Consider the following 26504-nt stretch of genomic DNA (forward strand, 5'->3'; position numbering starts at 1 on the left):
AACTGTTTCTACGAGATTTCACCCCTTTGTAAGCGATCGAACAAAAAAGAGACCGGTCAGTTCCTCCGGTCTCTCCTCTCCCTTATGCTTTTACAGATAAAAGTTGCTCCGCGATGCCCCGGACATCTCCGGCCCCCATCGTCAAGATCAACCCACGGCGCGAGGATTTCTCCCGGCGAATCCAATCCGCGCCTTCTTCTAAATTGTTGACGACGATGACTTTCTTGCCACGCGAGCGGATCTGTTCTGCCAATTCAGAAGTTAACGCTTGCGCATCGTCCCCCTGCTCCCGAGCAGACTGGAAGATCTTCACGAGCATCACTTCATCCGACAGCGTCAACGCCTGCGCGAAGTCCTCCAAAAACTTCTTGGTTCGCGAAATCGTGTGCGGCTGGAACACCGTCAGCAGCGTATCCTCCGGGAACGAGAGTTTCGTCGCACGCAGCGTCGTCTCGATCTCGTTCGGGTGGTGCGCATAGTCGTCGTACAGTTCCAAGCCATCAAACTGCCCGAGGTAATCGAAGCGGCGATAGACCCCGCTGAACTCGCCAAACGCCGCCTGCACATCGGTAAACGGCACCTGCAACAAGCGGGACACACACACCGAAGCCAGCACGTTGAGCACATTGTGATGACCCAATGCCCGCACTTCGATCACGCCCAGTTCTGCACCGCGTTCCCAGACGCGGAACTTCAAGCGTCCACGCGATTCCTCGACATCGGTCGCATAGATGTCGTTGTCAGTTTCCATTCCGAAGAACATCGTGCGTCCGACCGTCTGCAACTTGCGGCAGAGCTCTTGATCGCCCCAAGCTACCAACGCGCCAGTCGCGGGAACTTTGTCCACGAACGTCTGGAACGCGGAGAACACATCCTCAAGGTCATGGAAGTAGTCCGGGTGGTCAAAGTCGATGTTGTTGACGATGGCAATCGTCGGGTTGTAATTATGGAAGCTGCGGCGGTACTCACAAGCCTCCGCCACCAGATAGCCGTCACCGAAGCGAGAATTGCTGCCGATGTCGTAGTTCTTGCTCCCGATGACGACCATCGGGTCGAGCCCCGTCTTCAACAACAGGTTGGAAATCATGGACGTCGTCGTGGTTTTGCCGTGCGTCCCCGAGACCAGGATCGTTTGCTTGTCGTTCATCAATTGACCCAGTTGCTCCGGGTACGTGCGCACCGGAATGCCCTTCTCCTTCGCAACCTTGATCTCAATATGGTCATCTCCATACGCAGGAGAGTGGCAAACCATGTCAACGTCCGTCACGTTGTCAGCGGACGGAGTCACGATGTGGGTGATCCCAGCGCCTTGCAACAAAGCGTCGGTGAAAAACACATCCGAGCTGTCCGAACCGGTCACGTTCATCCCCATGCGCGCGTAGATCTGCGCCAAGGCACTGGTACCGGAGCCCTTGATGCCCACAAAGTGGATTTTCTGCATGCAGAGACCTCCTCATTAGAAGTCTAGTAGTTTAGGATAACATTCATAGTATGGGCAAAAGCTCAGGAAATTGCAAATAACGAATTATTACAACCCATCAAGCGATAGGTACAGTCCCGGATGCGCTCGCACATACGGGACTGGAAGCCTTCCACGACTGTCAGCATGATCCTCATGCTCCTTGATCGTAAGTACATCCATTATATACGAATTCGACTAATAGGGCTCATTTTTGACTTTCCGAACTTCCGATCGTTGGCGTAAAGGGCTCTACGTGAATCATCACCTGTTCGATTTCCTCGCGAGCGATCAGCACTTGCTCGATCTGATCGCTGATCCGATGGCTCTCCTCCACGCTCAATTGTCCATCGACGGCGATCACAGCATCGACATGCACATCGCTGCCGTGGCGACGGGCTTTGAGATCACGAATCTGCAGCACGCCTTCCGACCCTTGGATCACCTGCTTGATCTCGCGCAGTTCCTTTTCATCATAGCCGTCTGTCAACGCATGTGCCGCCTCGTAGAAAATCTCGTAAGCCGTCTTGGCGATGATCAAGCCGACGACCAGCGCCATCACCGGATCGAGCCAGTGCCAGCCGAAAACGAGCGACCCGACGATGCCGACGAAAGCGCCTAGCGAGACCAGCACATCCGCACGGTTGTCTGCGGCGGTGGCGAGCAACGCCTGCGAGTTGATCGCCTTGCCAAGCTTTGAATTGTAGCTGTAGACCCCGATCATCACCCCGGCTGAGAACAGCGCCACCCACATCGAGATCGGATCAGGTGTGACCGCAACGGGGCGCATCAAACTCCGCACCCCGTCCCACAGCACATCGACCGCCACGGAAGCCATGATAAATGCGGCTGCAAATGTCGCGATCGTCTCGGCCCGACGATGCCCGTAGCGATGATCCGCATCGGCCGGTTTGCGCGCGATGCGCAGACCGATCAGCACCGCTACAGAAGCTACGATATCGGTGGCATTGTTCAGACCGTCAGCGAACAGCGCCTTTGAACTTGCATAGTGCCCGACGAACAGCTTCAGCGTGGAGAGGAAGAGATAGGCGGCGATCGATACCCAGGCGCCTTTTTCCCCTTGCTTCATCCGTTCGTCCTTGTCCGCTGGACTGATCGTGGATGCTGGCATCCTCGTGTCCGCGTCATTGCGTCTGATAAAACGGCCTCGTTCCTTCGTGCGCCCGCTCAATGGATCACCCCATTGTCATGTGGCATGTTTCCATCATGATTGCCAAGACCTTCCTCCGACATCTTGGCTTTCAACTTGTCGATGAGGAAATTCCCGAGCATCTCATAGAGCTCGATGTGCGACATCTCCTGAATCCACTCCAACAGGTGCTCGCGTTCCAATTCCTCCAGCACTCCGCTCACGATGATGATCGCATCTTCCTCATCACCGACCAACTGGTCTTTGTATAGCTCGTACAGATCATCTACCAGTTTCATCCGGCAACCTCCTTCCACCCACAGGGGATTTTGCCGTAGTTTTCCCGCTCGGGGCAAAAAAAACCCTGTCACCTCAACGTGAGGGACAGGGATGCAAAGGGGGAAGTGCGGGACCATAATGGGAGATCAAAAGTCCCGCATCCGATGTATTCAAGTAGATAGACGCAGAGGTCAAAAAAAAGTTACACCTATCCCGATACACAGTAAATAGTTTTCTGTAGGTTTGCGTATGTTGCCGTAGTATTGCCATTATTCTAAATGCAGTCATTTTTCTCGATAGGAAATGCAAGGGGGTGTCTATCACGCCATGATCCATTTTTCGCAGATCAACAAACATTACGGGCAATTCCACGTGCTGCGTGACATCGACTTGCACATCAAGTCTGGTGAAGTCGTGGTTGTCATCGGGCCATCCGGCTCTGGCAAATCAACGCTGTTGCGTTGCATCAACCGGCTGGAGACCGTGACAGACGGTGAACTGGTGGTCAACGACACCAAAGTCAACGACAAGTCCACCGACATCAACAAACTGCGCCGCAACATCGGCATGGTCTTCCAACACTTCAATCTCTACCCGCACATGACCGTGCTCGACAACATCACCTTGGCTCCGATGAAGGTGAACGGGATGAGCAACTCCGAAGCGACCGAGATCGCGATGCACTACTTGACCAAAGTCGGCATCCCGGACAAAGCCAAGTCGTTCCCGTCGCAGCTCTCGGGCGGTCAGCAACAGCGCGTTGCGATCGCGCGCGGCCTCGCGATGAAGCCGCAGATCATGCTGTTTGACGAGCCGACTTCAGCGCTCGACCCGGAAATGGTCGGCGAAGTGCTCGACGTCATGAAGTCGCTGGCCAAGGAAGGGATGACGATGGTCTGTGTCACCCACGAGATGGGCTTTGCCCGCGAAGTGGCCGACCGCATCGTATTCATGGACCAAGGCCAGATCCTTGAGGAAGGCATTCCTTCGGAGTTCTTCAACAACCCGCAGGAAGAACGCGCCCGCCAATTCCTCAGCCGTCTCAACCACTAGAAGCAACGAAAGGGGATTTCTCACTCATGATGATGAAAAAATCGTGGAAAAAAGCACTGACCCTTCTGGTCGTCTCCTCGCTGACCGCACTCGCGCTCGTCGGCTGTGGCAGCTCCTCCAGCACTGACAACAAAACCACCAGCGACACCGGCACCAAAAAAACAGACACCGTCTCCTCCGCAACGCTTGACGCGATCAAAAAGCGCGACAAGCTGATCGCAGGCGTGAAGTTCGACACCAACCTGTTTGGTTTGAAAGACCCGGCAACCGGCAAAGTCAACGGGTTTGACATCGACATCGCGAAGGCGCTGGCGAAGGACATCCTCGGCGACGAGAACAAAATCGAGTTCAAGGAAGTCACCTCCAAAACTCGGATTCCGATGCTCGACAAAGGCGATATCGACGTGATCATCGCGACGATGACGATCAACGAAGAACGCAAAAAGCAAGTCAACTTCTCCGACGTCTACTTCAAAGCAGGTCAATCCCTGCTCGTCAAGCAAGGCTCTCCGATCAAGACGGTCGACGACCTCAAGGGCAAAAAAGTCCTCGCTGTCAAAGGGGCAACCTCTGTCAAAAACGTAAAAGAAAAATCTCCGGGCGTTGAAGTTCTGGAGTTCGATAACTACGCAGAAGCGTTCACCGCGCTGAAATCCGGCAAAGGCGACGCACTGACCACCGACAACGCGATCCTGATGGGCATGTCCCAACAAGATTCCAGCTACGTGCTGACCGGCGGCCTGTTCACCGACGAACCCTACGGCATCGCTTCCAAACACGGCGAAGACGAGTTCACCAAGTACCTCAACACCTTCCTCAAGAAAATCAACGACAACGGCGACTACGCGAAGATCTACAAGCAATGGTTCAAAGAAGACCCGAAAAAGTAAGCTTTGTTGCTGACCTAGTCCTCCATCGATCAGCTTTGCAAAGGGTACATCACTTGCGCTGATCGTGGAACCCAGCACCAAACGAACTACCTTGCGATGAACTGGAAGGAGCGACATGTAGCTCCTTCCCTTTTTCTAAGCTCCTTGAAAGGGGTGATCCCATGATCGATTTCACCATTTTAACGACATACCAAGACGAGTATCTCAAAGGCTTTATGACCACCATTGAAGCGTCCTTGCTCGGCTTGGTCGGCTCCTTCATCATCGGTGTCATCATCGCCGTGTTCCGCATCTCGTCGGTGCGTCCCTTGCGTTGGTTTGGGACGGCCTACGTTGAATTTCTGCGCAACATCCCGTTGCTGATCACCGTCTTCGTGTTCTACCACGGGCTGCCCGTTCTGCACATCAACCTCAGTGGGTTCGCCTCCGGGACGTTGGGACTTGCCGTCTACACCTCAGCCTTCATCGCCGAAGCGATCCGTGCGGGGATCAACGCAGTGCCCAAGGGACAGATGGAAGCTGGCCGTTCCTCCGGTCTCACCTACATTCAAACCATGCGGTACGTCATCTTGCCCCAAGCGATCAAAGTCGTCATCCCGCCGCTGGGCAACCAGTTCATCAACCTCGTCAAAAACTCGTCCATTCTCGGCGTGGTCGCCGGACTCGACCTGATGTACTTTGGCGACACCATCAACTCCGAAACGTTTGACGTCTTCTCGACCTATATCTTTGTCGGACTTTTCTATCTCGTCCTCACCATCCCGCTCAGCCTGTTCGTCGGCTACCTCGAACGCCGACTGGCACGGGCGTATTAGAAAGGGGGCGCTGACACTATGGACTTCGCCGGTGCTTTTACCGCCGCCAATCTCAAGTACATGATGCAAGGTCTCGGCGTGACGCTGGAGATCGCCATCTGGTCCATCGCACTCTCCTTCCTGTTCGGCACTCTGATCGCCATCCTGCGCTATGCCCGCATCCCGGTACTCTCACAGGTGCTGATGGCGTTCGTCGAGATGATCCGCAACCTGCCGCTCCTGCTCATCATCTTCTTCACCTTTTTCGCCATCCCAGAAGTGATGAACCTCAACCTGACGCCGATCCAAGCGGCGATCGCTGCGCTGTCGATCTTCGAGGCGGCCATGATCTCCGAAATCGTCCGTGCCGGTCTGAACTCGATCCCCAAAGGTCAAGTGGAAGCTGCACGCTCATCTGGTCTCGGGTATGTGCAGACCCTGCGCCACATCGTCCTGCCACAAGCCCTGCGCAAGATGGTGCCGCCCTTGGTCTCCCAGTTCATCTCGCTGATCAAGGACACGACTCTGACGACCGTCATCGCGATTGAGGAATTGTTGCGCTCCGCACAGATCGTCTACAGCCAGAAACAGGATTACGTGTTCCCGATGCTGATCCTCGCCGCGCTCACTTTCTTCGTCATCAACTATGCACTCTCGTTGGTCGCGGGCCGTCTGGAACGTCGTTTCCAAGTCTAAAAGTTCTGAACAAGCATCTTCTCTCATGGTACAATTGAGAGAAGATGCTTTTTTACGTTGCGGAGGCCCTCACGTGCGCAATCGATATCTGATTCTGTTGCTGCTCATGGTAGCAACCGCCTTTTTTGGCGAGTTAAAAATGAACCCGTTTGGCGAACCGTTTCGGTTCTCGCTCGGGACGACCTGCTTTTTTTTCGGCTTGATCTGGTTTCGACAGTTGCGCCCTTTGGAGACAGGGATCGGCGTCGGCGTGTCCCTGCTGTTGTTCCGCGGTTTCCTCGACATCAACCAAGGCCAAAGCCTTGCCCATGCCTTCCAGCACCATCTGCCCTCCACCGTCTACTACCTGATCTTCGCCGTGATTCTGACCTGTACCAACCTGCGTCGCCGCTTAGAGAAACCGTTGGCCGTCGGCGTGATCGGGGCTGGTAGCGACCTGATCGCCAACATCGGCGAACTGTTGCTTCGCAACCAATTTGGCGGGACTTACACGCTCGACTTGCACACGCTGTTGATCCTCGCCCTGTTCGGCTCGCTGCGCTCGTTTTTTGTCGTCGGTTTGTACAACATGCTGATGATCCGGCAACTGCGACTGCTCGGCGAACAGCAAAAAGAACAGATCGAACACCTGTTGCTGCTCAACGCCTCGCTCTATGAGGAGGGGTTTTACCTGAACAAGTCGATGGGTCACATCGAGGACATCACCCGAAATTCCTACGACCTCTACAAACAATTGAAGGGTCAGGAAAAAGCGGGCGTTTGGCCGACACACTTCTCCCGCCAAGCGCTGTCGATCGCCGAGGAAGTCCACGAGTTAAAAAAAGACTCCCAGCGCATCCTCGCCGGTCTCGACAAACTGCTCAAGCAAGAAGCGGTCGAGGAGCGGATCTCGCTGCGCGCCTTGACCGAACTCGTGATGCAGGCGAACCGCAAGTATGCGCTCATGCTTGGCAAGGACATCGAGTTCCATATTCAGGCGAACGTAAACCTTAACACCAACCGCACCTACGCACTGGTTTCGATCCTCAACAACCTCGTCGCCAACAGCGTGGAGGCGATTCCGCGCGTCGGACGCATCGGATTGGACGTGCGCTTGGTCGAAGCGCATGTGGAGTGGATGGTCTGGGACGATGGCCCTGGCATCCCAGACGAGGAAGCCGAGTATGTCTTCCAGCCCGGCTACACCACCAAGTACGATTCGCGTGGCAACCCGTCGACGGGCATCGGCCTGTCACACTGCACAGACCTCACCCACATGCTCGGCGGTACGCTCGAGATGCGTCGTCGTGCGGGCACCACGCAGTTTTCCATGCGCATGCCCACCGCAGAATTGTTGCAAAAGCACAAGGAGGAGTGGAATTCATGAACTTCTTTCTCATCGAAGACGATCCTGCCACCCGCCGGATGCTGGAGCGGATCTTGGAGGACGGCGGTCTAGGTGAAGTGATTGGAGCCGCTGCGTCCGGTCTGGAGGTCGCAATCGAGGATGTGCGCCCCGCCGACATCGTGCTGATCGACCTGCTGATGCCGGGCAAGGATGGCATCGAGACGATCCGCGACTTGCGCAGCCAAGGCTATCAAGGGCGATTCGTGATGATCTCACAAGTCGAAAACAAAGAGATGGTCGGCGAGGCGTACCAAGCAGGTGTCGACATGTTCATCCACAAGCCGGTCAACCGCCTCGAAGTGTTGGCCGTCGTCAAGCGCGTCGCCGAGCACTGCAAGCTCGAACAATCGCTGACCACGATCCGCCGTTCGCTGTCTCTGCTCGACGGTCATGCGGGTGGGCGCAGTCCTGCGACTGTCACCTACAAGACGTTCGAAGACCACGCCCACGACAGCCTCAACACGCTGGGCATCGCAGGTGAATCAGGTTCCAGCGACCTCTTGCAGATCCTGTACTATTTACACCGCACCGAAGGCCGCTGGCGTGAACTCCCGATGCTCAAAGACCTCTACCAAGCGGTGCTGATCGGGGATGACCCGTCGATCTCCTACGAACAGATGGTGCGCGAGATCAAAGCGATGGAGCAACGCTTGCGCCGCACCGTGTTGCAAGCGCTGGGGCACATCGCCTCGATTGGCTTGACCGACTACGCCAACCCGACTTTTGAACAGTACGCCCCGCGCCTGTTCGACTTCCAAGACGTGCGCACCCGCATGAAGGAGATCCAAGACGGGGAGAAAACCACGCGCTGTCGTCTGAACATCAAAAAATTCCTCACCGCCCTCTACACCGAAGTCAAGGCCCGCAGTGAAGAATCCTAATCGTATGGCACGCAAAAAGGCGGCAGTCTCTCCATCCTCTTGGATTGGATTGAGTCTGCCGCCTTAGGTTTGGGTGTCCATCGTCGTCTCGTTCATCGGTTTAGTGGAGTACCTCCGGAATGTGTTGGTCGAAAGCTTCGCAGAGCATCAGTTCACGGCGCAATTCTTCGAGGCGAACTTTGACGAGGCGCACTGCTTCTGGGTCACCCGCTTGCATAGCGTCGGCGAGCGATACCAGTTCATAGTCCATTTCAAGTTTCAAAACCGGAATGCGTTGCTCAATGTCCCGGCTCTTGAACGCACGGATCACATCTTCACTCGACACACGGATCGGCTTCTCGTACACGACTTTCTTACGCGGCCCATGAAGTTCCATAATATGCAAGGCCTCCCCGTTTGCGAATTTGGAGATCAGGATCGGTCCCTCGGAGAATTGCTTGACGACAGCCTCCCCCTTGGTGCGGATCAACGTGTACTGGAGGGCATTGACCAGTCTCTTGTCTTGCAAGATGACCGACCCCGTCAACACGAAGCCATCTTCCGAAGGCTGGAAGTGAAACTCCTTCTTCTCAATGCCCGTGGTGGCCACGAGGACGACATCTTCATGGCGATCCTTCCAATAGAGCGAAACCCCGCCGGAAGCCAATTGACCGATAAAATGTTCTAAGTCCGTTTTACCAAGTACCAGGTTCATGTCGCAGTACTCAGCTTGGTGAAAATGGTTCTGCATCTTCATCCCCTCCCTTGCTTTTAGTATACTCAATATTCTGACTTTTTGCCAGTAAAAAAGACCCACCTTTTGATGGGTCTTTTGTCTTTTTTTTGTATTAGAAGCCGTTGACCGCTTTGTAAGCATTGACACGACCGTTGATCCAGTAGGTGCCCGTGCCCGTGATCTTGTCAGCGGTGGTGTTGATGCGGTTGATGACAGCGGTGTTGGTATAGGTCAGGTTTTTCGACCAGGTCAGCGAAGCCAGACCTGCGACGATCGGAGTTGCCATCGAGGTGCCCGACATCGTGGTGGTGCCGCCGCCCAGTTTCAGGGACAGGATGCTGGAACCCGGTGCTGCCACGTCCACCCAAGACCCGTAGTTCGAGAACGAAGATTTCGCGTCAGTCGAAGTCGTGGAAGCAACCGAGAGCACGTTGTTGTACGCAGCCGGGTAGGACATCGCGGAGGTGGACTCGTTGCCCGCTGCTGCGACGATGATCAGACCTTTGTTGTACGCGTAGTTGATCGCGTCTTGGGTTGCTTGGGAGAATACAGCGCCGCCGAGCGACATCGAGATGACGTTCGCGCCGTGGTCTGCCGCCCAGTAGACAGCCGTATCGATATCAGAATCGAAGCCCGAACCGGTGGAATCCAGAACTTTGATCGGCATGATCTTCGCGTTCCAGTCCACGCCCGCTACGTTGGTCGCGTTGTTGGTGATCGCCGCAGCCAGACCTGCGCAGTGCGTACCATGACCATGATCGTCCTGTGCGACCGAGTCGCCGTTGACGATGTCGGTGCCGGCAACGATTTTGCCTTTCAGGTCTGCGTGGTTGAGGTCAACCCCGGTGTCGATGATCGCGATCGTGCGCGAGGTGGAGCCTTTGGTGATGTCCCAAGCGGTGTTCGCTTGGATCTTGGTCAGATGATATTGGGAACCGTAGGACGGATCGTTCGGGGTCGCGCTGATCGTGCGAACATGATCCAGTTCTACAGCTTCTACGTCAGCGTCATTTTGCAGTTTGGCAACGAACGCTTCCGCTTGACCTGCCGGAACGTTCAGCACTTTCCAGTTGCTGTTGCCAAGCGTTTTCTTTTCCGTCAGGCCGTGACGTGCTGCCACGTCGGAAGCGACCAAACCGGTTTTGGTTTTGACGAGGATGCGGTCACTTGCTGCCTTGGCTTTCTCAGCCTTGACAACTGGTTGATGGATCGTCACTGCAGATGCCATGCTCGGAATCCCCGATGCCAGTACTGCGAATGCCGCCAGCGTACCTACTAATTTCTTGTTGAAGTTTACCATTTTGTTACCTCCCGTTTCTTTCTATTAGAAATTGTGAGTAAATCAAGTTTCACGAATAGTATACTAAATTCTGAAATAAAAGGCTAGGTCTGCAACGAGGCAGACCTAGCCTTTTCGTACAACCGGTCTCTTAGAAGCCGTTGACAGCGCGGTATGCGTTGACGCGGCCGTAGGTCCAGTAGGTGCCGGTGCCAGAGATCGCATCGGACGTGCTCTCGACGCGGTTGATCACGGTGGTGTTGGAGTAGCCGAGGTTTTTCGACCATGCGAGCGACATCAGACCTGCGACAGCCGGAGTTGCCATCGAGGTGCCCGACATCGTGGTGGTGCCGCCGCCCAGTTTCAGGGACAGGATGCTGGAGCCCGGTGCTGCCACGTCAACCCAAGACCCGAAGTTCGAGAACGAAGACATCGCGTCCGTCGAGGTGGTCGAAGCAACCGCTACGACGTTTGCGTAGGCTGCCGGGTAGGACTTGGTGCTGGTCGAACTGTTACCTGCTGCAGCCACGATGATGACGCCTTTGCCATATGCGTAGTTGATGGCATCTTGTTGTGCTTGGGAGAAGGAGCCGCCGCCAAGCGACATCGAGATGACGTTCGCGCCGTGGTCGGCTGCCCAACGGATGCCGCTGGTGATCGCGGTGGTCGACCCAGAACCTGCGGAGTTCAGAACTTTCACCGGCATGACTTTTGCGTTCCAGTCCACGCCTGCGGTGTTGGTCGCGTTGTTGGAGAGCGCGGCTGCGATCCCTGCGCAGTGTGTGCCGTGACCGTGGTCGTCTTGGGCGACCGTATCGTTGTTGACGAAGTCGTAGCCTGCTACGATCTTCGATGCCAGGTCCAGATGGTTGAGGTCAACGCCGGTGTCGATGATCGCGACAGTTCGGGAGGTAGACCCAGTGGTGATGTCCCATGCTTGCGGGGCTTGGATCTTCGGCAGATGCCATTGCGAACCGTAGGACGGATCGTTCGGGGTTTGATCGATGGTGTAGTACGCATCTGCTTCAACCGCTTCGACTTCTGCGTCGTTTTTCAAGGTTGCGAGATATTGATCAACTTTACCATCCGGAACATTCAGCACTTTCCAGTTGCCGCCGAGGTCAGCCTTCTCAGACAGACCATGACGCGCTGCGATGGTAGAAGCCGCTTTGCCTGCTTTCACTTTTACGAGAACACGGTCGGTTGCCTTGGTTTTCACTTCTTGCTTGGATACCGTCTGCTCTGCGGTAGCCGCAGAGGCCATGCCCGGAACTACAGATGCCAGTACTGCGAATGCTGCGAGAGCCCCAACCATTTTCTTGTTGAATTTTTCCATTTTGTTACCTCCCGTTTCTGTGTTTTAGTAATTTTTAGTAAACCAACTTGCAACTTGAGTATATTCTAAACATAAAGTGACTGACAACTTGGAAAAAATCCTATCTGAGCTGATTATCCTGCTTTTTCTTACTCGTTCTACACGAAATCCGCAGTTTACACCTCTCTAATTCGTTACATTTATTAATTTCGACAAAAAACCCCGCTCTGCACAACGGCAGATCGGGGTTTGTGGCCCTTTTTATGATCGTTCGATCAAAATGCACCGACAAATCATCATCAAAGTTCCTTTCCCGTTTTCGTGCGTTTTTCGGGGATAGGCTCCTGTTTTCAGGCAAAATCGAATCTATCTACTTTTATAGAAGAATCTACATCATTCGACAGTAATTCTCACTCCTACGGATATCTATATGTTGCTGGCAAACAAAAAAGCACCCGTGCTTTGCAGACGGGTGCTTTTGGCTTACAGATCGCGCTTGGGTAGTGCTCGCGCTTCCAGGCGGTTGATCGGCACGCCTTGTTCGGAAAATTTCTGCTCGTACTCGGTCATGATGTTGCCCTCAGCCCATTCGGAGTTGTGCAGGTCGAGCGTGATCTTCGACAGTTTCCAGTCGTCCTCGGCAAAGGAGTTCAGCGAGAACTCAAACAGCGGACGGTTGTCTGTCTTGAAGTGTACCTCACCGTGCGCATCGAGCACTTCCCGGTACGACTTCAGGAAATTGCTGTGCGTGAGGCGACGCGGGGTGTGGCGGTTCTTCGGCCACGGGTCGGAGAAGTTCAAGTAGATGCGCTGGACTTCACCGACTTCGAAGAAATCGGTCAGACGCGAGGCATCTGCCGGGGTGACGATCAGGTTTTTGCCAGCCCCTGCCACTTCGGCTTTGTGCCCGACACGGCCGAGCAAGAGGTACTCCAGCTCGATGCCGATGTAGTTGATCTCTGGGTTCTGCACCGCATGTTGGGAGATGAACTGCCCACGCCCGGTGCCGATCTCGATGTAGATCGGGTTGTCGTTGCCGAACAATTCCCGCCAGCGGCCTTTGTACTTCGGCGCTTCCGGGATGATCCGGCCCTCCTCGATGTACGTATTGTATTGTCGCAAAAACTTGTCGCGTCCGCGAATGCGCATGTGGGTTGTCTCACCTTTGTCTAGGTATTTAGGTATTCATTGCAAATTGAATTATAGTATCTGTCCACAGTCTGTGCAAGACCTGCGTAGGCAATGCTTGGTAGGGAGACAAACTTTTTTGGAGGTGTGCTTCCCTCAATGATCAACGTATGGTACGGATGGCCGCTGGAGCGCGTGTTGGTGGTGTTGCTCGGGCTCATGTACTTTGTGATTTTTGTTCAGGTCACGCTGTTCCATTATCGGCAGAATTTCCGCCACTGGTCGATGTGGATTCCGGTCATCGCCACCCCGCTCGATGCGCTGGCGATGATGACGTATGTGTTCTACCCTGCCGTATGGCTCGGCTTGGCGGTAACACTGCTGCTCGCCGCTTCGCTGCTCGCCGGACTGATGGGGTCCTACCTGCACTGGCGCGGCGTCGGTGAACGGGTCGGCGGATACGAGATGCGCAATTTCCTCGTCGGGCCGCCTGTGGCACTGCCTGGGATGATCACAGCGACCAGTTTGATCTCGCTGATCGTCCTGTACTGGAGGAGGTGAGCCATATGGACAATCCATTTGAACCGTTGCGCACGCACTACCCGAAGTATGATGTCATGCACGAACAAGAACATTGGGACGAGCATACGCGCGAGATCGTCGTCAAGCGCTTTGATCTGCCGGTCACCTTTTCGCAACTGACGGGGGCAGAGGTCGAATGCATCCGGGCGCTGACAGCGCTTTTTGTCGATGACAGTCGTTTGAAGTTGCTGGACTATGTGGTGAAACACTATGATTCCAAACTCGCCTCCACGATCGGGGAGGATCAGCGCAAGGCTGGCACGCCGCCAGAGAAGGTGCTGATTCGCGACGGGTTGGCGGCGCTGGAGACGTTGGCGCAGTCGGAGTATAGCCACTCGTTCACTGCGCTCTCTCCAGAGCGTCAAACCGCGCTGTTGGTCGGTTTGGAGCGCGACACGCTGACCCTGCAGACGCCGGTCGGCACGAAGTTGCCAGCACCGGAGTTTTTTAAAAAGATGCTGACCGAGTCGGTGAGCGCGTACTATTCACATCCGCTGGTCTGGTCGGAGATCGGCTATGGCGGGCCCGCCTATCCGCGCGGGTACGTGCGCAGCGAGTTCGGGCTGACCGACCCGTGGGAGGCGAAACGAGATGCATGAGCAGGACCCGATTCACCACAACGTCTGTCATTACGATGGCTATCGCTACGACGATCTCAACCACCGCAAGTACCCCGAGGATGCCGATGTGGTGATCGTCGGGGCTGGCACGGCCGGCGGGATCATGGCGTATGAGCTGGCGCGTTCCGGGTTGAAAGTCGTGGTGATCGAAGCCGGGCCGTTCTGGAATCCACAGAGCGACTTCGCTTCCGACGAGCTGTCGATGCAGCACCTCGGCTGGCAGGACACGCGAATCGTCGATGGCACCGACCCACTGCGCATGGGCAAAAACAATTCCGGTCGCGGAGTCGGCGGCGGCTCTACACACTGGACGGGTGTGTTTTTGCGCTTCCATGAGAGTGACTTCCGCATGAAGACCGTCGAGGGCATCGGCGCGGACTGGCCGATCACCTATGACGATCTGGAGCCTTTTTACAGATACATGGAAAAAGAGATCGCCGTGTCTGGACCCAAGCACTTCCCGTGGGGCGCGTTTCGCGGGCCCTATCCCTACCCGGAACGCGATCCGCTCAGTGCCAATGCCGAGATGTTCCGCATCGGTTGTGAGCAACTCGGCATCCGCTCTGTCGTCACACCGCTGGCGATCAACTCCGCTCCGTTCGATGGGCGACCCCCGTGCATCAACCGTGGCTTCTGCAACGAGGGATGCATGCCGAATGCCAAGTACTCCTCGCTGGTCCATCACGTTCCGAAGGCGATCGGACATGGCGCGGAGTTCCTGACCGACTGCATGGTGACACAGATCGAACTCGATGCCAAAGGTCGCGCACAGAGCGTGATTTTTAACCACGACGGTGTGGAGTATCGGCAGCGCGGGCGCGTGATCGTGTTGGCGTCATATGCGGTGGAGACACCGCGCTTGTTGCTGGCCTCCGCGACCACCGGGCACCCAGACGGCCTGTGCAACTCCAGCGGAACGGTCGGAAAGTATCTGATGACACACTCCAGCAACGATGTGTACGGGCGCTTTGAGCAGGAGATCCGCTTGTACAAAGGCACGCCGGTGCTGGCGACGACGCAGGACTTCTATGAGACGCAGTTGAACCGTGGGTTTGTGCGCGGCTACACCCTGCATGCACATGGAGCGCGTCCGGTGGCGATGGGCTCTGGGCTGGCGCGGGAGGCCGGCATCTGGGGACGCCGGTTGCGCGAGACGATGCTCAACTACAATTTCTACGGACGGATCACGATGGTCGGTGAAGTGTTGCCCGCTGAGCAGAACGCCGTGACGCTCGCCGATGAGCGGGACGAGTACGGGATGCCGATGCCCAAAGTGACGTTCAGTTATGGCGAGAACGACCGCAAGCTGATCGACCATGCGGTGGTCAAGATGCAGGAGATTCTCAAAGCGGCTGGTGGAACGCCGGAGTTCGTGGTGTCCGATACGGCGCACTTGATGGGCGGGACGCGGATGGGAAGCGACCCGGCGACCTCGGTCGTCAACGGATGGTGCCAAGCGCACGACATCCCGAACCTGTTCATCTGCTCCGCCGCCGTCTTCCCCACCTCTGGCAGTGGCAACCCGACGGCTACCGTCATGGCGCTCGCCGCCCGAACGGCTGCGCACTTGAAGGACGAGCTGATCAAGCAACACCTGTAACCAACACCTGCAACCGATGAAGATGATAAAAAAGGCAGGTCTCCACGTGGAGAACCTGCCTTTTCTGCCCTTGAGCTGGGGGGTTACAGAGGAGCGGAGACCAGACCACTTGTCCGACGCCTTCACGCGCACACAGTGTGAGGATCTCCTTCGCTCAACCATTTCCCTTCCCTATATTTTCGCCCACTGTTCCTTCGGGTTCAAGGTGTAGACGTTTTGGTCGCGCGTCATGTGCCGGTTGATGATAAACTCGCGGCGAATCGTGCAGTGGTCATCATGGAAGCGGCGGATGTAGTCGTCCAGTTCCTGCTCTGGATACGCGCGCTCCGGGTCGAGACCGGACAGGATGTGTTCGAACACGAACAGCTTTTTCTTGCGCTGGCTAGGGATGTTCTTCAACCGACCGTCTGCCGTGAGAAAGTCGCGCAGCGTCTTCTCATATTCCTTCGGATATAAGTCTTTCATATGGGAACCCCCGATTCGAATGTTATCTAATAAGATGATAGTTGCATTCGCATCTTGCTGTCAATGTGATAAAATCAGTATCGAAGTGAAGCGAAAGGAGTCTTCCCTCATGCACGATACTCCCGAGAAGACTGTTTATGAATTGATCGGCGGGGCCGAGACGATCCGCAAGCTGGTTGACGCTTTTTACAAGCGTGTCGGCCAGCACCCGGACTTGATCCCGATCTTCCCAAAAGACCTCGACCCGGTCGCGGACAAGCAATACCTGTTCCTCACACAATTTTTTGGCGGGCCGACCCTCTACTCCAACGAGTATGGCCACCCGATGTTGCGTGCTCGACACATGCCCTTCGAGATCACGCCGACCCGCGCCCAAGCGTGGCTGTCCTGCATGACCGAAGCGCTGGACGAGATCGGGTTGGATGGCCCGGTACGCGACTTCGTGTACGACCGCCTGACGCAGACGGCGTATCATATGGTCAACCGCTCCAACTCGTAACAAAAAGACCAACCTCCCACGGAGGTTGGTCTTTTTTCTATTCCTGCTCCTCTGGCTTCAATCGTCCGGCGCGTTTGAGCGCCTCGCGCAACAGGAGTTCGATGTGCGAGTTGACACTGCGAAACTCATCGCCGGCCCAACGCTCCAACGCTTCGTAGACCTTGGGATCGAGACGGAGCGGAAATTGCTTTTTCGCCATGACACATCCCGCCCGTCTAGTAGAGCGATCCAGCGTTGACGATCGGCTGGGTACCACGGTCTGAGACGATCGACACCATCAAGTTGTTGATCATCGCGGCTTTGCGCTCCTCATCCAACTCGACCACGCCTTCCGCTTGCAACTTCTGAATCGCCATCTTCACCATGCCGACAGCCCCTTCGACGATCAACGCCCGTGCGGCGAGGATCGCCGATGCTTGTTGACGCTGGAGCATCGCATGTGCGATCTCTGCGGAGTAGGCGAGGTGTGTCAGACGCGCTTCAAGCACTTTCACACCTGCGATCGCCAATCGGTTCTGGAGGTCGAGTTGCAATTGCTCCGCGACTTCGTCCGCGTTCGCACGCAGGGTGAATCCGCCTTTGTCATCGAGGTTGTCGTAAGGATAGTAGCTGGCGATGTGGCGCAGCGCGATCTCCGACTGGATCTCCACGAAGCGCTCATAGTTGTCAACATCGAACATCGCCTTCGCGGAATCGACCACGTTGAACACGATCACCGCCGCAATCTCAATCGGGTTGCCGTCCACATCGTTGACTTTCAACTGGTTGGTGTGGAAGTTGCGCACACGCATCGAGACTTTTTTGCGCGAACTAAACGGGATCGTCCACCAGAACCCATCCTCTCGCAGCGAGCCGAGGTAGCGACCGAAAAACATCACGACATAGCCTTGGTTCGGTTGTACGATCTGGAGACCGGACAGCGACAGGATGCCGAGGAACAGGAAGACGATCGCGACGATCGGTCCGCCGACTCCATCCGAAGTTGCCCCGATAAACCCACCGATGGCAAACCACAACAACACGAGCAGGATGCCGACGAATCCGTTTAACGCCCACGCTTTTTTCTCTTGCATGCACAACCACCCTTTCCATTCTCACCTATTATCAGTTGATATCACTCTGATATCATCATGATATCATACTGCCTGCGAATTTGGCAATGAATGCAAGCAAAAAGGGGCGGTTGGGTACCGCCCCTTTTTTGAAATCGTGCAGCTTGTGCTTATTGTGCGGTGATCGTGAACGAAACCGGGGTTGAAATCCAGCCCAGCGCGTCGGTCGCCGTGATCTTCACGGTGTAGGTGCCCGCCGCGACGAAGAGGTTCGATGCGTTCTTGCCATCCCAGACCACGCTGTTGGAGCCTGCGAGGTTGGCGATATTGGTTGCCAGCGTCTTGACCAGCGCGCCTGCACTGTTGTAGACCGCGATCGTGACTTTCGCGCTCTCCGAGAGCGTGTAGGCGATCGAGGCCGTGCTTGTGCCTGGCTTGAACGTGACCGGCGTGCCAGACGGGGTGACCGTCGGCGCGGTTTTGTCGGTCGTGATCGTGCCTGTCGCTTCGCTTGAAACGTTGCCGGCAGAATCGGTCGCGTTCAACTTGTAGGTGTATACACCATCGGCGACGAGCGCACCCGCGTCGTTTTTGCCGTTCCAGAGCACCGACTTCGGACCGAAGGTCGTGGCGACCGCATTGACCAGCGTGCGGACGAGGGTGCCGTTGGCATCGTAGAGTTTCAACGTCAGCGTCGCATTTTCAGAAAGGGTGTAGGCGATCGTCGCGTTGGCCGTGCCCGTGACTTTGAAGGGATTCGGTGTGGCGGTGACTGCGGTGAACTTTGCAGCACCCGTCTCCGCAGTAATCGTGACCGATACTGGTGTTGCTGTCCAACCCACAGCGTCCACTGCGTTGATCTTCAAGGTGTATACGCCGTCCGGGACGAACACTCCGGCGGTGTTTTTGCCATCCCAGGTCAGGGCGATCGTCCCGGCGGTTTTCGCGATGTTGCTGTCGAGAGCCTTGACCAGAGCACCTGCACTGTTATAGATGCCCGAGGTCACTTTCGCATTCTCAGACAGCGTATAGCTTAGTGTGGCGGTTCCGGTGCCCGGAGCGATCGGCAATGTCGTGGTCGACGAGGTGATGACCGGTAGCGTTTTGTCGGTCGTGATCGTGCCTGTCACTTCTGGTGCCACGTTGTTGTTACGGTCGGTCGCGTTGATTTTGTAAGTGTAGGTGCCGTCGTCCACCAATGCACCTGCGTCGTTTTTGCCGTTCCAAACGACAGATTTCACACCATAGGGCAGCAGAGCGTTTTGCAAGGTGCGCACGACGGAGCCCGTGCTGTTATAGATCTTGACGCTGACGTTGGCATCCTCAGACAGCGTATAGGAGATCGTGCTGTTCGTGAGCCCGGTGACTTTGAACGGATCTGGTGTATCCGTCACCTTCGTGAGTTCCGGTTTGAAACGGTCGATCGAGATAGCACCGCTCGCCGCAACTCCACTGAGGTTCACATAGTCGGTCACGGTGATTTTGTAGGTGTAGTTGCCATCGTTGGCAATCACGCCGGCCGCAGTCTTGCCATCCCACAGCACGCTGTTCGCTCCAGCGTTCTGTTGCGCGTTGGTGGTGATCGCCTTCACGAGCGCGTTGCTGCTGTTGTAGATCCCGACGGTGACTTTGGCGTTCTCCGACAACGTATAGTTGATCGCGGCGGTGTTCGAACCCGTCGGGACAAAAACGCTCGGGGTGATGCTGGCTGCCGAGAGCACGGGAGCTGTCCGGTCGACTTTGATCGTCCCGGTCAGCGGCGTGGAATTGTTGCCCCATGCGTCCGTAGCGCTCAGCACATAGGAGTACACGCCTTCTGCCACGATCTGGCCTGCGCTGTTTTTGCCATCCCAAGCGCCCGTCTTGGTGCCCGTGGTGACGGCTACATTATTGAGGACCGTTTTCACGACGTTGTTGTTGCTGTCGAGGATCTTCAAGGTGACGTTGCCCGGCTCCGCGATGCTGTAGGAGATGGTGGAGGTGTTCGTCCCGAGCGGGTTGAACGGGTTCGGAGTGACGCCTGTGACGGTCAATCCAATCGGCGTGGTGTCAACCACAGCGGTCATCGCGGTGTAGGCGTTGATCAGGCCGTAGCCAAACGTGGTGTCCTTGCCCGCCGCGCCGAGATCGATCGTGGAGGACTCCAGCACTTTTTCCAACTGCGCGTTGGTCAGGGTCGGACGGTAGTTCCAGACCAGCGCTGCGACACCGGCGACATTCGGGCTCGCCATCGAGGTGCCTTGCTTGTAGCCATAACCGCCGTCATAGGTGGTTGCATAGATGCTGGTTCCCGGTGCTGCGATGTCGACGGTCGTTCCATAGTTCGAGAAACTCGCGCGCGCGTTGTTCTCATCAGTCGCCATGACGGAGAGAACATGGTCACCAGCCGCTGGGTAAAAAGCGGCCGCTGAGTTGCTGTTGCCCGCCGCTGCCACGATCAAGATGCCTTTGCTCCACGCGTAATTGATCGCGTCCTGTGTAGTTTGCGAGAACGACGGGGAGCCAAGGCTCAAGTTGATCACCTTCGCGCCATGATCAGCCGCCCACGTGATGCCCTCTGCGATGTCGATGTCATACCCTTGACCGGATGCATTCATCGCTTTGATCGGCAGGATTTTGGCTTTCCCGGCGACACCGGAGATGCCTACGCCGTTGTCGATGATCCCGGCTGCGATCCCCGAGACATGCGTGCCATGCCCGTTGTCGTCATTGACGTTGCTGTCGTTGGTGATCGTGTTGATACCTGGCAACAGGCTGGCGGCGAGGTCTGGGTGGTCGGTGCGGACGCCAGAATCGACGACCGCGATCACCATCGAGGAATCGCCTTTGCTATAGCCCCATGCTTCGGGGACGTGCATTCTCGGCAGCGACCATTGCGCCGAGTAGTTCGGGTCGTTCGACGTTGCGGACAGGCTGTATTTATAGTTCGGTTGTACGTACTCCACTTCGGGGTCGCGCACGAGGTCCATGTAAGTTTGCTTGAGCGCGGCGTTGTTCACTTTCAACTTGCCGAGGCGCAAATTGGCGTTTTTCTTGCTGACAGACGCCGCGTGCTTGTTGGCGATCTGGGTGGCATCCGTGCCCGGCTTGTACTTGACGATCAGATCGCCCGCTGTAAATGTGGTCGGATCAGCGAGAACTTCTGCCACTCGTGCGGAGAGCTGTTGCTCCGACAACGTGTTCATCTCAATGAACTTGCTGTCCTCCGCGTGTGCAGGTGTCACGGTGAACCATCCGGTGATCGCGAAACCTGCGCCGATTGCCAGCGCCAATTTCCAACCCTTGCTGGTCGTGCCTCTGCTTCCTTGCATCGGCAACCCTTCCCCTCTTGTGATCTTTTGTGATCTCTTACAGGATAGTTAGCACATATTTGAATGTATGTAAGATCCATGATAGCACACGGAAAGTTATGATTCAATAAGGTTTTAATCACAAAATAAAAAACCCACCATCGCTGGTGGGTGTTCGCTTTTTGGCGAGGTGGTCGCCCTGATGAGATCACCCGCAACAGGCAGTGATCCTTTTTTTCCTATGCAAGTAAATGAGACAACACGTCACGGGAATGGCTGAGTTTCTCCACATCGACTTTTGCTGAGAGCGCTTCGAGAATCCCGGCGAAGTATTCCTCCACATCGGACGCAACGCCCTGTTTGCCGTCCGCTACGGCAGTCAGCAGAGCGGCGGTGTAGAGGTCTTTGAAACGGTGGCCCGCTTCGTCGAGGTAGGTTTGCACGGGCGCTTGCAACTGCTTGTCCAGTGCTTCCTGCATCGACTGCTTGCCGTTTTTCTCAAAAAAGTCCTTGGCGGACTTGAACAACGAGAGCGTCGCTTGGTAGTCCTCGGCGCGGTATGTCGGGAGTTCTTCCTCAAACTCCGGCGTCTCAAAGGTGTGCGGCTGGAACGGTTTCAGCTCCAATTTCGGCGCGGATTCGCGCACAGCGTCTGCCATGCGATCTGCGAGACGCTTGGCGCTGTGGTTGACATGCTTCTCGATGCGCAGTGCCGTCGCCCGCATCTCTTGGCCCAGCGTGTAGCCGATGTAGCGCACGAGTTCGTCGAGCGACGAACGGAGTGCCTTTTTCAGATCGCGCCCGTCGTCTTGGAGCACAGCGGGGTTGAACGCTTCCTTGAACATGTCGCCAAAGCGGAAGAACAGCCGCTGCTTGACGTAGTAGATCAGTTCGTCGATCTCTTTCTCCACAGCACGTTCCTCGGCGGAGGTATCGACTTTGTGTACGCCGGCGAGCGCTTGTTGCTTCGCTGTGTCGGTCGCAAGCCGTTTCTCCGTGCGCACCGATTCGTCCTCGTTGGCGGTCGAGATCAAGTCATCCAGTGTGGTGACGGCGCGGCGAATCTCGGAGACCGCCGATTTGACGGCGATCTGGGTCAGTTCTTGGATCGTGAACGAGAGGAAGTCCTGCTCGAACCTGCGCAGGCCGGAGAGCGTGAGCGCCTCACTTCCAGGCATCAGTTCACCCTCGCCGCTGTTCGTGCGCTGGCGGTAGACTTTCTCAGCCGACCCTGCCAGTTGCCCCTTCTCATGCAGGCGGGCGAGCAGTGCGGTCTGCGAAGACACCGGGTAGATGCGCGGCATCGAGATCTGGCAGGCGACGAGGTTTTTGCGGACATGCTCGACGACGCCGCGCAGTTCCTCCTCGTCCTTCGCCAAGTCGGAGGCGTTGACGACGAAAAACATCTTGTCCATTTCAAACGTATCCTTCACCCGCCCGAGCTGTGTCAGGAAGTCGCGATCGGCGTTGGAGAAGGCGTGGTTGTAGTAGGTGACAAAAAGGACTGCGTCCGCGTTTTTAATGTAATTGAAGGCGACGCCTGTGTGGCGGGCGTTGATCGAATCCGCTCCCGGCGTGTCGACCAAGGTGATGCCTTGGCGAGTCAGCGGGCAATCGTAGTAGAGTTCGATCCACTCCGCGAAGCAGGCTTTCTCCTCCTTGGCCACGAACGATTTGAACTCCTTCATGTCGACGCGCAATTCCTGGCCGAGATGTTCACGGATCGGAGCCAGCCCTTTGGCGACTGCGCGCAAGAAACTAAAGTGCGGCTTGGCGGTGGACAACACTTGCGACGGGTCGAGCTTGGTGATCTCGTCCAGTGCGGCGTCGAGCGACGCTGCGGACAGGCCAAATACAGCGAGCGACTGCTGTACATCCAAGGTGATATCGCGCTCCGTCTTGATCTTCACGCGCACGCTGCCGTGTGCAAACTCGTCGGTCGGCGGCAGAATTTTGTTGATCGCAGCGGTGGTCGGGTTCGGTGAGACCGGCAGGACCATCTCGCCCATCAACGCGTTGGCAAAAGACGACTTGCCTGCGGAGAACGCACCGAAAAGCGCCACGGTGAACAGGTTCTGTTCCAGTCGATCCGCCCGTGTGCGCATGCCTTGTGCCATCGACTTCAGGCCCGTGAGTTGGGCGGTCACTTCGGCCGCCGTGCGCAGGCGGGCGGCCGTTTGACCTAGTTGAGACTTGAAATCTTCCATCTGAGCGTTATTCCCCTTCCCCAGTCAACACGCGCAGGAGGCGTGCTACGTACTCTTTTTCAGACGTTTCGAGCGCTTGCAGGGCTTCCTTGGCTGCCAACAAGTCGGCGGCGGCGTCACATTGCCGGCGCAGATCAGCGCCTTTTTCCTCCGCTTGGGCTCTGGCGCTCTGGACGGCGAGGTCGAGGAAGCACAGGGCTTCGCGACGATAGAGCGATTTGACTTCGGCGGCGATGTCCTTGGCGTACTGGTACATGTACTCGTCGGAGGAGAGGCCGCCTTCCTTGACCACCGCTGCGAGAGTTTCCGGGCCATAGGAGACGTTGAACGCCTCGTAGACCGACTTCGCGTAGGATTCGTTGCGCACGCCAAACGATTCCGGCACTTTCACCAGCAGTTCGCGGATGTGCCAATCGATGTTGGCTTTGACTTTCTCCGCGAAGTCCTCGTACAGCGCCTGTAGGCGGTTTTGGATCTCCTGCTGGGTCTTGCCTGCTGCGAACAGGAAGCCGACTTTGAAGCCCGGTTTGCGGCTTTTGAGGTAGTGCCCCGCCAATTCGGTCGTCTGGAACGGCGTGATCTTGGCATTGTCGAGGAGGGTGTTGATCTCCTTTTTCAGACTTGTTTCCAATTCATCCGGTGCGGCGAGCAACTGGTGCAATTGCTGACGAGCGAGGTCGGCGTTGGCGAGCAATTCGTCCGCATCCTCCACCGCGTCGAGCGAAGTTTCCAACGCCACGCGCTGTTCGGTGTTCGCCGCCGCTTGCACTTTGCGGTGCTCGTCGATCAGGTAGGCCGCGGAGGACACGACGCTTTTTACCAGCAGGGTATCGGTGCTGGCGAACAGCTCACCAAGTTTCTCATGCAGCGCCGCGAACATGTTCTCCTCGTGATCGGGTTCCTGCAACGTGGTGAAAAAGAGACCGTCCGGTTCGATGCCCCAGTTGCCGAAGCCTTCGATGACGCTCTCTCGATAGTCGTCAAACGACAGCTCAAAGTCCATGTGCTTGTCGATCTGGTTGACGACGAGGAACACGGGCTTGCCACGATCCTTTAGCGTCTTGGTGAAGGAAAAATTCAACTCCGATTGGACGTGGTTGTAATCCATGACATAGAGCACGGCGTCCGCGAGGTGCAGCGCCGATTCGGTTGCCACTTTGTGCGCGTCGTCGGTGGAGTCGATGCCCGGTGTGTCCATCACAGACAGGTTCGGGGCGAGCAGGTCGGACGGGTGTGCAATCTCAATCGATTCGACGGTGGTGCCGTCGACCGCGTAGTTTTTGATTTTCTCCAAGTCCGTGGCGACGTCGAATTCGAGATAGTCACCATCGGTGAGGTAGGCGCGGGCATAGGACGCCCCGCCGTGAATCTTCACGACGTTCGCGGAGGTCGGGATCGGGCTGGACGGCAGGATCTCAGCGCCGAGCAGCGTGTTGATCATCGTGGATTTCCCGGCGGAGAAGTGCCCGCAGAATGCGATGGCGAATTCGCCCGCTTCGAGTTTGCTCAACAAGTCGCGCATCTTGGTTGCGTGTGTCGTGTCGCCGGTGCGTTCCATCTCGGCTGCAATCTGTCCGAGGCGCTCGCCGAGGCGTTCGTGACGGACTTGCAGTTGTAACGTCTCTATAGAATTCATTAGAAAAAACTCCTATCTGCATGCGTTCGAAATAAACTCTTCCGTAGATGATTCTATCACGGGTTTACAAGATACGCACCTAGCAGCGAAAAGGTGAAAAAACCTCCCAGAGAAGTCTGGGAGGTTTTTTCGAGTTGCTTGGTGTCCGTGAAGTGGTGGTCATACTGTTGAGACCACGCCCTAATTCCCAAGGAATTGGATCTCACTCAGGGTCAAGAAGTTGATATCGCCATTGTTCTCGGTGATGTTCAGGCGATATTTGGAGAAGAACAGGTCGTTTTGGATGGTGAAGTATTTCCGAGTCCCAGTTGTCCATGACGACACATTTTGTTGGGTGTCGAGGACCACCCAGTCTGTGCCGTTAAACCCTTCAAATTTCCACGATTTTGGCATCCTTGTCAGATACCCTTGGTACGGTATCATCGTATACTCGTGAATCGCCTTGGGAGTCTGATAGTCATACTCGATGGTTCCAATTCTCCCAGCAAGCGTTATATAGTTGGTGTCATTATGATCGAACAAATAATACGCGGTCCCATTACTCGGACTCGTCGTCACCGCACCCGATGGCGACGTGTTCGAAGTCATGATCGGATTCAGCCACTGTACGCTGTTATACGGCATAGCTAGTACTTCGGCAGAGTGAAGTGAATCGCCAATCGCATTCGCCGCACTGACGCTGAAGCGGTAGACTTGGTTATTGGTCAGGCCAGTCAACGTCGCCGTGGTGGTGCCAGCAGGGGTCGTCAGCACAAGTTCACCATCTTGGTAGATATGGTATTCGGTGACGCCGTTCACGCCTTGCCATTGCAGGCTCACTTTGCCGTCGCCATTGTTCGTATTCCACAACCCTTTCGGCGTGGCGGGAGTCTCGTAAGTACCAAGCAGTTGGATCTCGCTCATCGTCAAGTAGCTAGCATCGCCATTGTTTCCCGTGATGTTCAGGCGATACTTGGAGAAGACGAGATCGTTTTGGAACGTGAAGTATTTTCTCGATACGGTCCACGGTGTCACATTTTGTTGAGTATCAAGGATCACCCAGTCTGTCCCGTTAAACCCTTCAAATGTCCACGATTTCGGCATCCGTGTCAGATACCCTGGGAGCGGCATCATCGTATACTCGTGAATCCGTGTGGGAGTCTGATAGTCATACTCGATGATTCCCTTTCCCCCAGCAAGCGAGATGGAGTTGGCGTCGTTATGATCAAACAACAGATACGCTGTGCCGTTACTCGGATTCGTCGTCACCGCACCCAACGGCGACGTGTTCGAAGTCATGATCGGGTTCAGCCATTGGTCGTTGTTATACGGCATAGCCAGTACTTCGGCAGAGTGGAGTGAATCGCCAATCGCATTCGCCGCACTGACGCTGAAGCGGTAGACTTGGTTGTTGGTCAGGCCGGTCAACGTTGCCGTGGTGGTGCCCGCAGGGGTCGTCAGCACAAGTTCACCATCTTGGTAGATATGGTATTCGGTGACGCCGTTCACGCCTTGCCATTGCAGGCTCACTTTGCCGTCGCCATTGTC

24 protein-coding genes are annotated in these 26504 nt (G+C 56.0%); 10 read left to right on the forward strand and 14 right to left on the reverse strand.

Annotated elements, in window-relative coordinates:
* Positions 1-82: 82 nt before the first annotated feature.
* The 3 genes from murC to C7459_RS09660 form a co-directional block, all read right to left on the reverse strand.
* Positions 83-1441: a UDP-N-acetylmuramate--L-alanine ligase gene (gene murC / locus C7459_RS09650; RefSeq protein WP_109688682.1), complete on the reverse strand. Its 1359-nt coding sequence runs from the start codon at positions 1439-1441 to the stop codon at positions 83-85.
* A 226-nt stretch (positions 1442-1667) separates the two neighbouring features.
* Positions 1668-2651: a cation diffusion facilitator family transporter gene (locus C7459_RS09655; RefSeq protein ID WP_342766664.1), complete on the reverse strand. Its 984-nt coding sequence runs from the start codon at positions 2649-2651 to the stop codon at positions 1668-1670.
* The gene (locus C7459_RS09660; protein ID WP_109688684.1) at positions 2648-2908 is read right to left on the reverse strand and encodes a DUF6154 family protein; all 261 of its coding nucleotides are present in this window, start codon (positions 2906-2908) and stop codon (positions 2648-2650) included. The genes C7459_RS09655 and C7459_RS09660 overlap by 4 nt, the downstream gene beginning before the upstream one ends.
* A 307-nt stretch (positions 2909-3215) precedes the next feature.
* On the opposite strand from C7459_RS09660, the gene C7459_RS09665 reads away from it, so the two are divergent.
* The 6 genes from C7459_RS09665 (at position 3216) to C7459_RS09690 (ending at position 8589) form a co-directional block, all read left to right on the forward strand.
* Positions 3216-3941 (forward strand): amino acid ABC transporter ATP-binding protein, encoded by a 726-nt coding sequence (locus C7459_RS09665; protein WP_109688685.1) that lies wholly within the window; start codon positions 3216-3218, stop codon positions 3939-3941.
* Between the two features lie 29 nt (positions 3942-3970).
* Entirely contained in the window at positions 3971-4831 is an 861-nt protein-coding gene (locus C7459_RS09670; protein WP_109688859.1) for a glutamate ABC transporter substrate-binding protein, read from the forward strand.
* Positions 4832-4992: 161 nt separating this feature from the next.
* Complete coding sequence (locus C7459_RS09675) at positions 4993-5646, forward strand: amino acid ABC transporter permease (protein ID WP_109688687.1); 654 nt, start codon at positions 4993-4995, stop codon at positions 5644-5646.
* Positions 5647-5664: 18 nt separating this feature from the next.
* On the forward strand, positions 5665-6321 hold the full coding sequence (locus C7459_RS09680) for an amino acid ABC transporter permease (protein WP_109688690.1): 657 nt from the start codon (positions 5665-5667) through the stop codon (positions 6319-6321).
* Between the two features lie 73 nt (positions 6322-6394).
* Positions 6395-7687: a sensor histidine kinase gene (locus C7459_RS09685; RefSeq protein WP_109688692.1), complete on the forward strand. Its 1293-nt coding sequence runs from the start codon at positions 6395-6397 to the stop codon at positions 7685-7687.
* Positions 7684-8589 (forward strand): response regulator, encoded by a 906-nt coding sequence (locus C7459_RS09690; protein WP_109688694.1) that lies wholly within the window; start codon positions 7684-7686, stop codon positions 8587-8589. The genes C7459_RS09685 and C7459_RS09690 overlap by 4 nt, the downstream gene beginning before the upstream one ends.
* A 100-nt stretch (positions 8590-8689) precedes the next feature.
* On the opposite strand, the gene C7459_RS09695 is transcribed toward C7459_RS09690, so the two are convergent.
* The 4 genes from C7459_RS09695 to trmB form a co-directional block, all read right to left on the reverse strand.
* Positions 8690-9319: a hypothetical protein gene (locus C7459_RS09695; RefSeq protein WP_109688696.1), complete on the reverse strand. Its 630-nt coding sequence runs from the start codon at positions 9317-9319 to the stop codon at positions 8690-8692.
* A 97-nt stretch (positions 9320-9416) separates the two neighbouring features.
* Positions 9417-10604 (reverse strand): S8 family serine peptidase, encoded by a 1188-nt coding sequence (locus tag C7459_RS09700; RefSeq protein ID WP_109688698.1) that lies wholly within the window; start codon positions 10602-10604, stop codon positions 9417-9419.
* Positions 10605-10734: 130 nt separating this feature from the next.
* Complete coding sequence (locus C7459_RS09705; protein ID WP_109688700.1) at positions 10735-11919, reverse strand: S8 family peptidase; 1185 nt, start codon at positions 11917-11919, stop codon at positions 10735-10737.
* A 462-nt stretch (positions 11920-12381) separates the two neighbouring features.
* On the reverse strand, positions 12382-13047 hold the full coding sequence (gene trmB / locus C7459_RS09710) for a tRNA (guanosine(46)-N7)-methyltransferase TrmB (RefSeq protein ID WP_109688702.1): 666 nt from the start codon (positions 13045-13047) through the stop codon (positions 12382-12384).
* A gap of 138 nt (positions 13048-13185) precedes the next feature.
* On the opposite strand from trmB, the gene C7459_RS09715 reads away from it, so the two are divergent.
* The 3 genes from C7459_RS09715 to C7459_RS09725 are packed head-to-tail and all read left to right on the forward strand — an operon-like array spanning position 13186 to position 15828.
* On the forward strand, positions 13186-13587 hold the full coding sequence (locus tag C7459_RS09715; RefSeq protein WP_109688704.1) for a hypothetical protein: 402 nt from the start codon (positions 13186-13188) through the stop codon (positions 13585-13587).
* Positions 13588-13592: 5 nt separating this feature from the next.
* Entirely contained in the window at positions 13593-14207 is a 615-nt protein-coding gene (locus tag C7459_RS09720) for a gluconate 2-dehydrogenase subunit 3 family protein (protein WP_109688706.1), read from the forward strand.
* Positions 14200-15828 (forward strand): GMC family oxidoreductase, encoded by a 1629-nt coding sequence (locus C7459_RS09725; RefSeq protein WP_109688708.1) that lies wholly within the window; start codon positions 14200-14202, stop codon positions 15826-15828. The genes C7459_RS09720 and C7459_RS09725 overlap by 8 nt, the downstream gene beginning before the upstream one ends.
* Before the next feature lie 171 nt (positions 15829-15999).
* Here the strand turns inward: C7459_RS09725 and C7459_RS09730 are convergent, their stop codons facing one another.
* Entirely contained in the window at positions 16000-16293 is a 294-nt protein-coding gene (locus C7459_RS09730) for a DUF2087 domain-containing protein (protein WP_109688710.1), read from the reverse strand.
* 109 nt (positions 16294-16402) lie between these two features.
* On the opposite strand from C7459_RS09730, the gene C7459_RS09735 reads away from it, so the two are divergent.
* Positions 16403-16792 carry a globin domain-containing protein gene (locus C7459_RS09735; protein ID WP_109688712.1) on the forward strand — a complete coding sequence of 130 codons (390 nt, stop codon included), beginning with the start codon at positions 16403-16405 and terminating at the stop codon, positions 16790-16792.
* A gap of 37 nt (positions 16793-16829) precedes the next feature.
* On the opposite strand, the gene C7459_RS09740 is transcribed toward C7459_RS09735, so the two are convergent.
* From C7459_RS09740 to C7459_RS23290, 6 genes are all read right to left on the reverse strand, one after another.
* Positions 16830-16991, reverse strand: coding sequence for a type II toxin-antitoxin system antitoxin (locus tag C7459_RS09740; protein WP_109688714.1), 162 nt, complete (start codon positions 16989-16991; stop codon positions 16830-16832).
* Between the two features lie 16 nt (positions 16992-17007).
* Positions 17008-17865: an SPFH domain-containing protein gene (locus C7459_RS09745; RefSeq protein ID WP_109688716.1), complete on the reverse strand. Its 858-nt coding sequence runs from the start codon at positions 17863-17865 to the stop codon at positions 17008-17010.
* Positions 17866-18014: 149 nt separating this feature from the next.
* Positions 18015-21155 (reverse strand): FlgD immunoglobulin-like domain containing protein, encoded by a 3141-nt coding sequence (locus tag C7459_RS09750; protein ID WP_146200988.1) that lies wholly within the window; start codon positions 21153-21155, stop codon positions 18015-18017.
* Between the two features lie 218 nt (positions 21156-21373).
* Positions 21374-23341, reverse strand: coding sequence for a dynamin family protein (locus C7459_RS09755; RefSeq protein ID WP_109688720.1), 1968 nt, complete (start codon positions 23339-23341; stop codon positions 21374-21376).
* Positions 23342-23348: 7 nt separating this feature from the next.
* A complete protein-coding gene (locus tag C7459_RS09760; protein WP_109688722.1) occupies positions 23349-24977 on the reverse strand; it encodes a dynamin family protein in 1629 nt (542 codons plus the stop codon).
* 180 nt (positions 24978-25157) lie between these two features.
* Positions 25158-26504, reverse strand: a 1347-nt coding sequence (locus C7459_RS23290) for a fibronectin type III domain-containing protein (RefSeq protein ID WP_425450721.1), incomplete at its 5' end; no start/stop codon positions are given.

Source organism: Tumebacillus permanentifrigoris (genome assembly GCF_003148565.1).
GTDB lineage: Bacteria > Bacillota > Bacilli > Tumebacillales > Tumebacillaceae > Tumebacillus > Tumebacillus permanentifrigoris.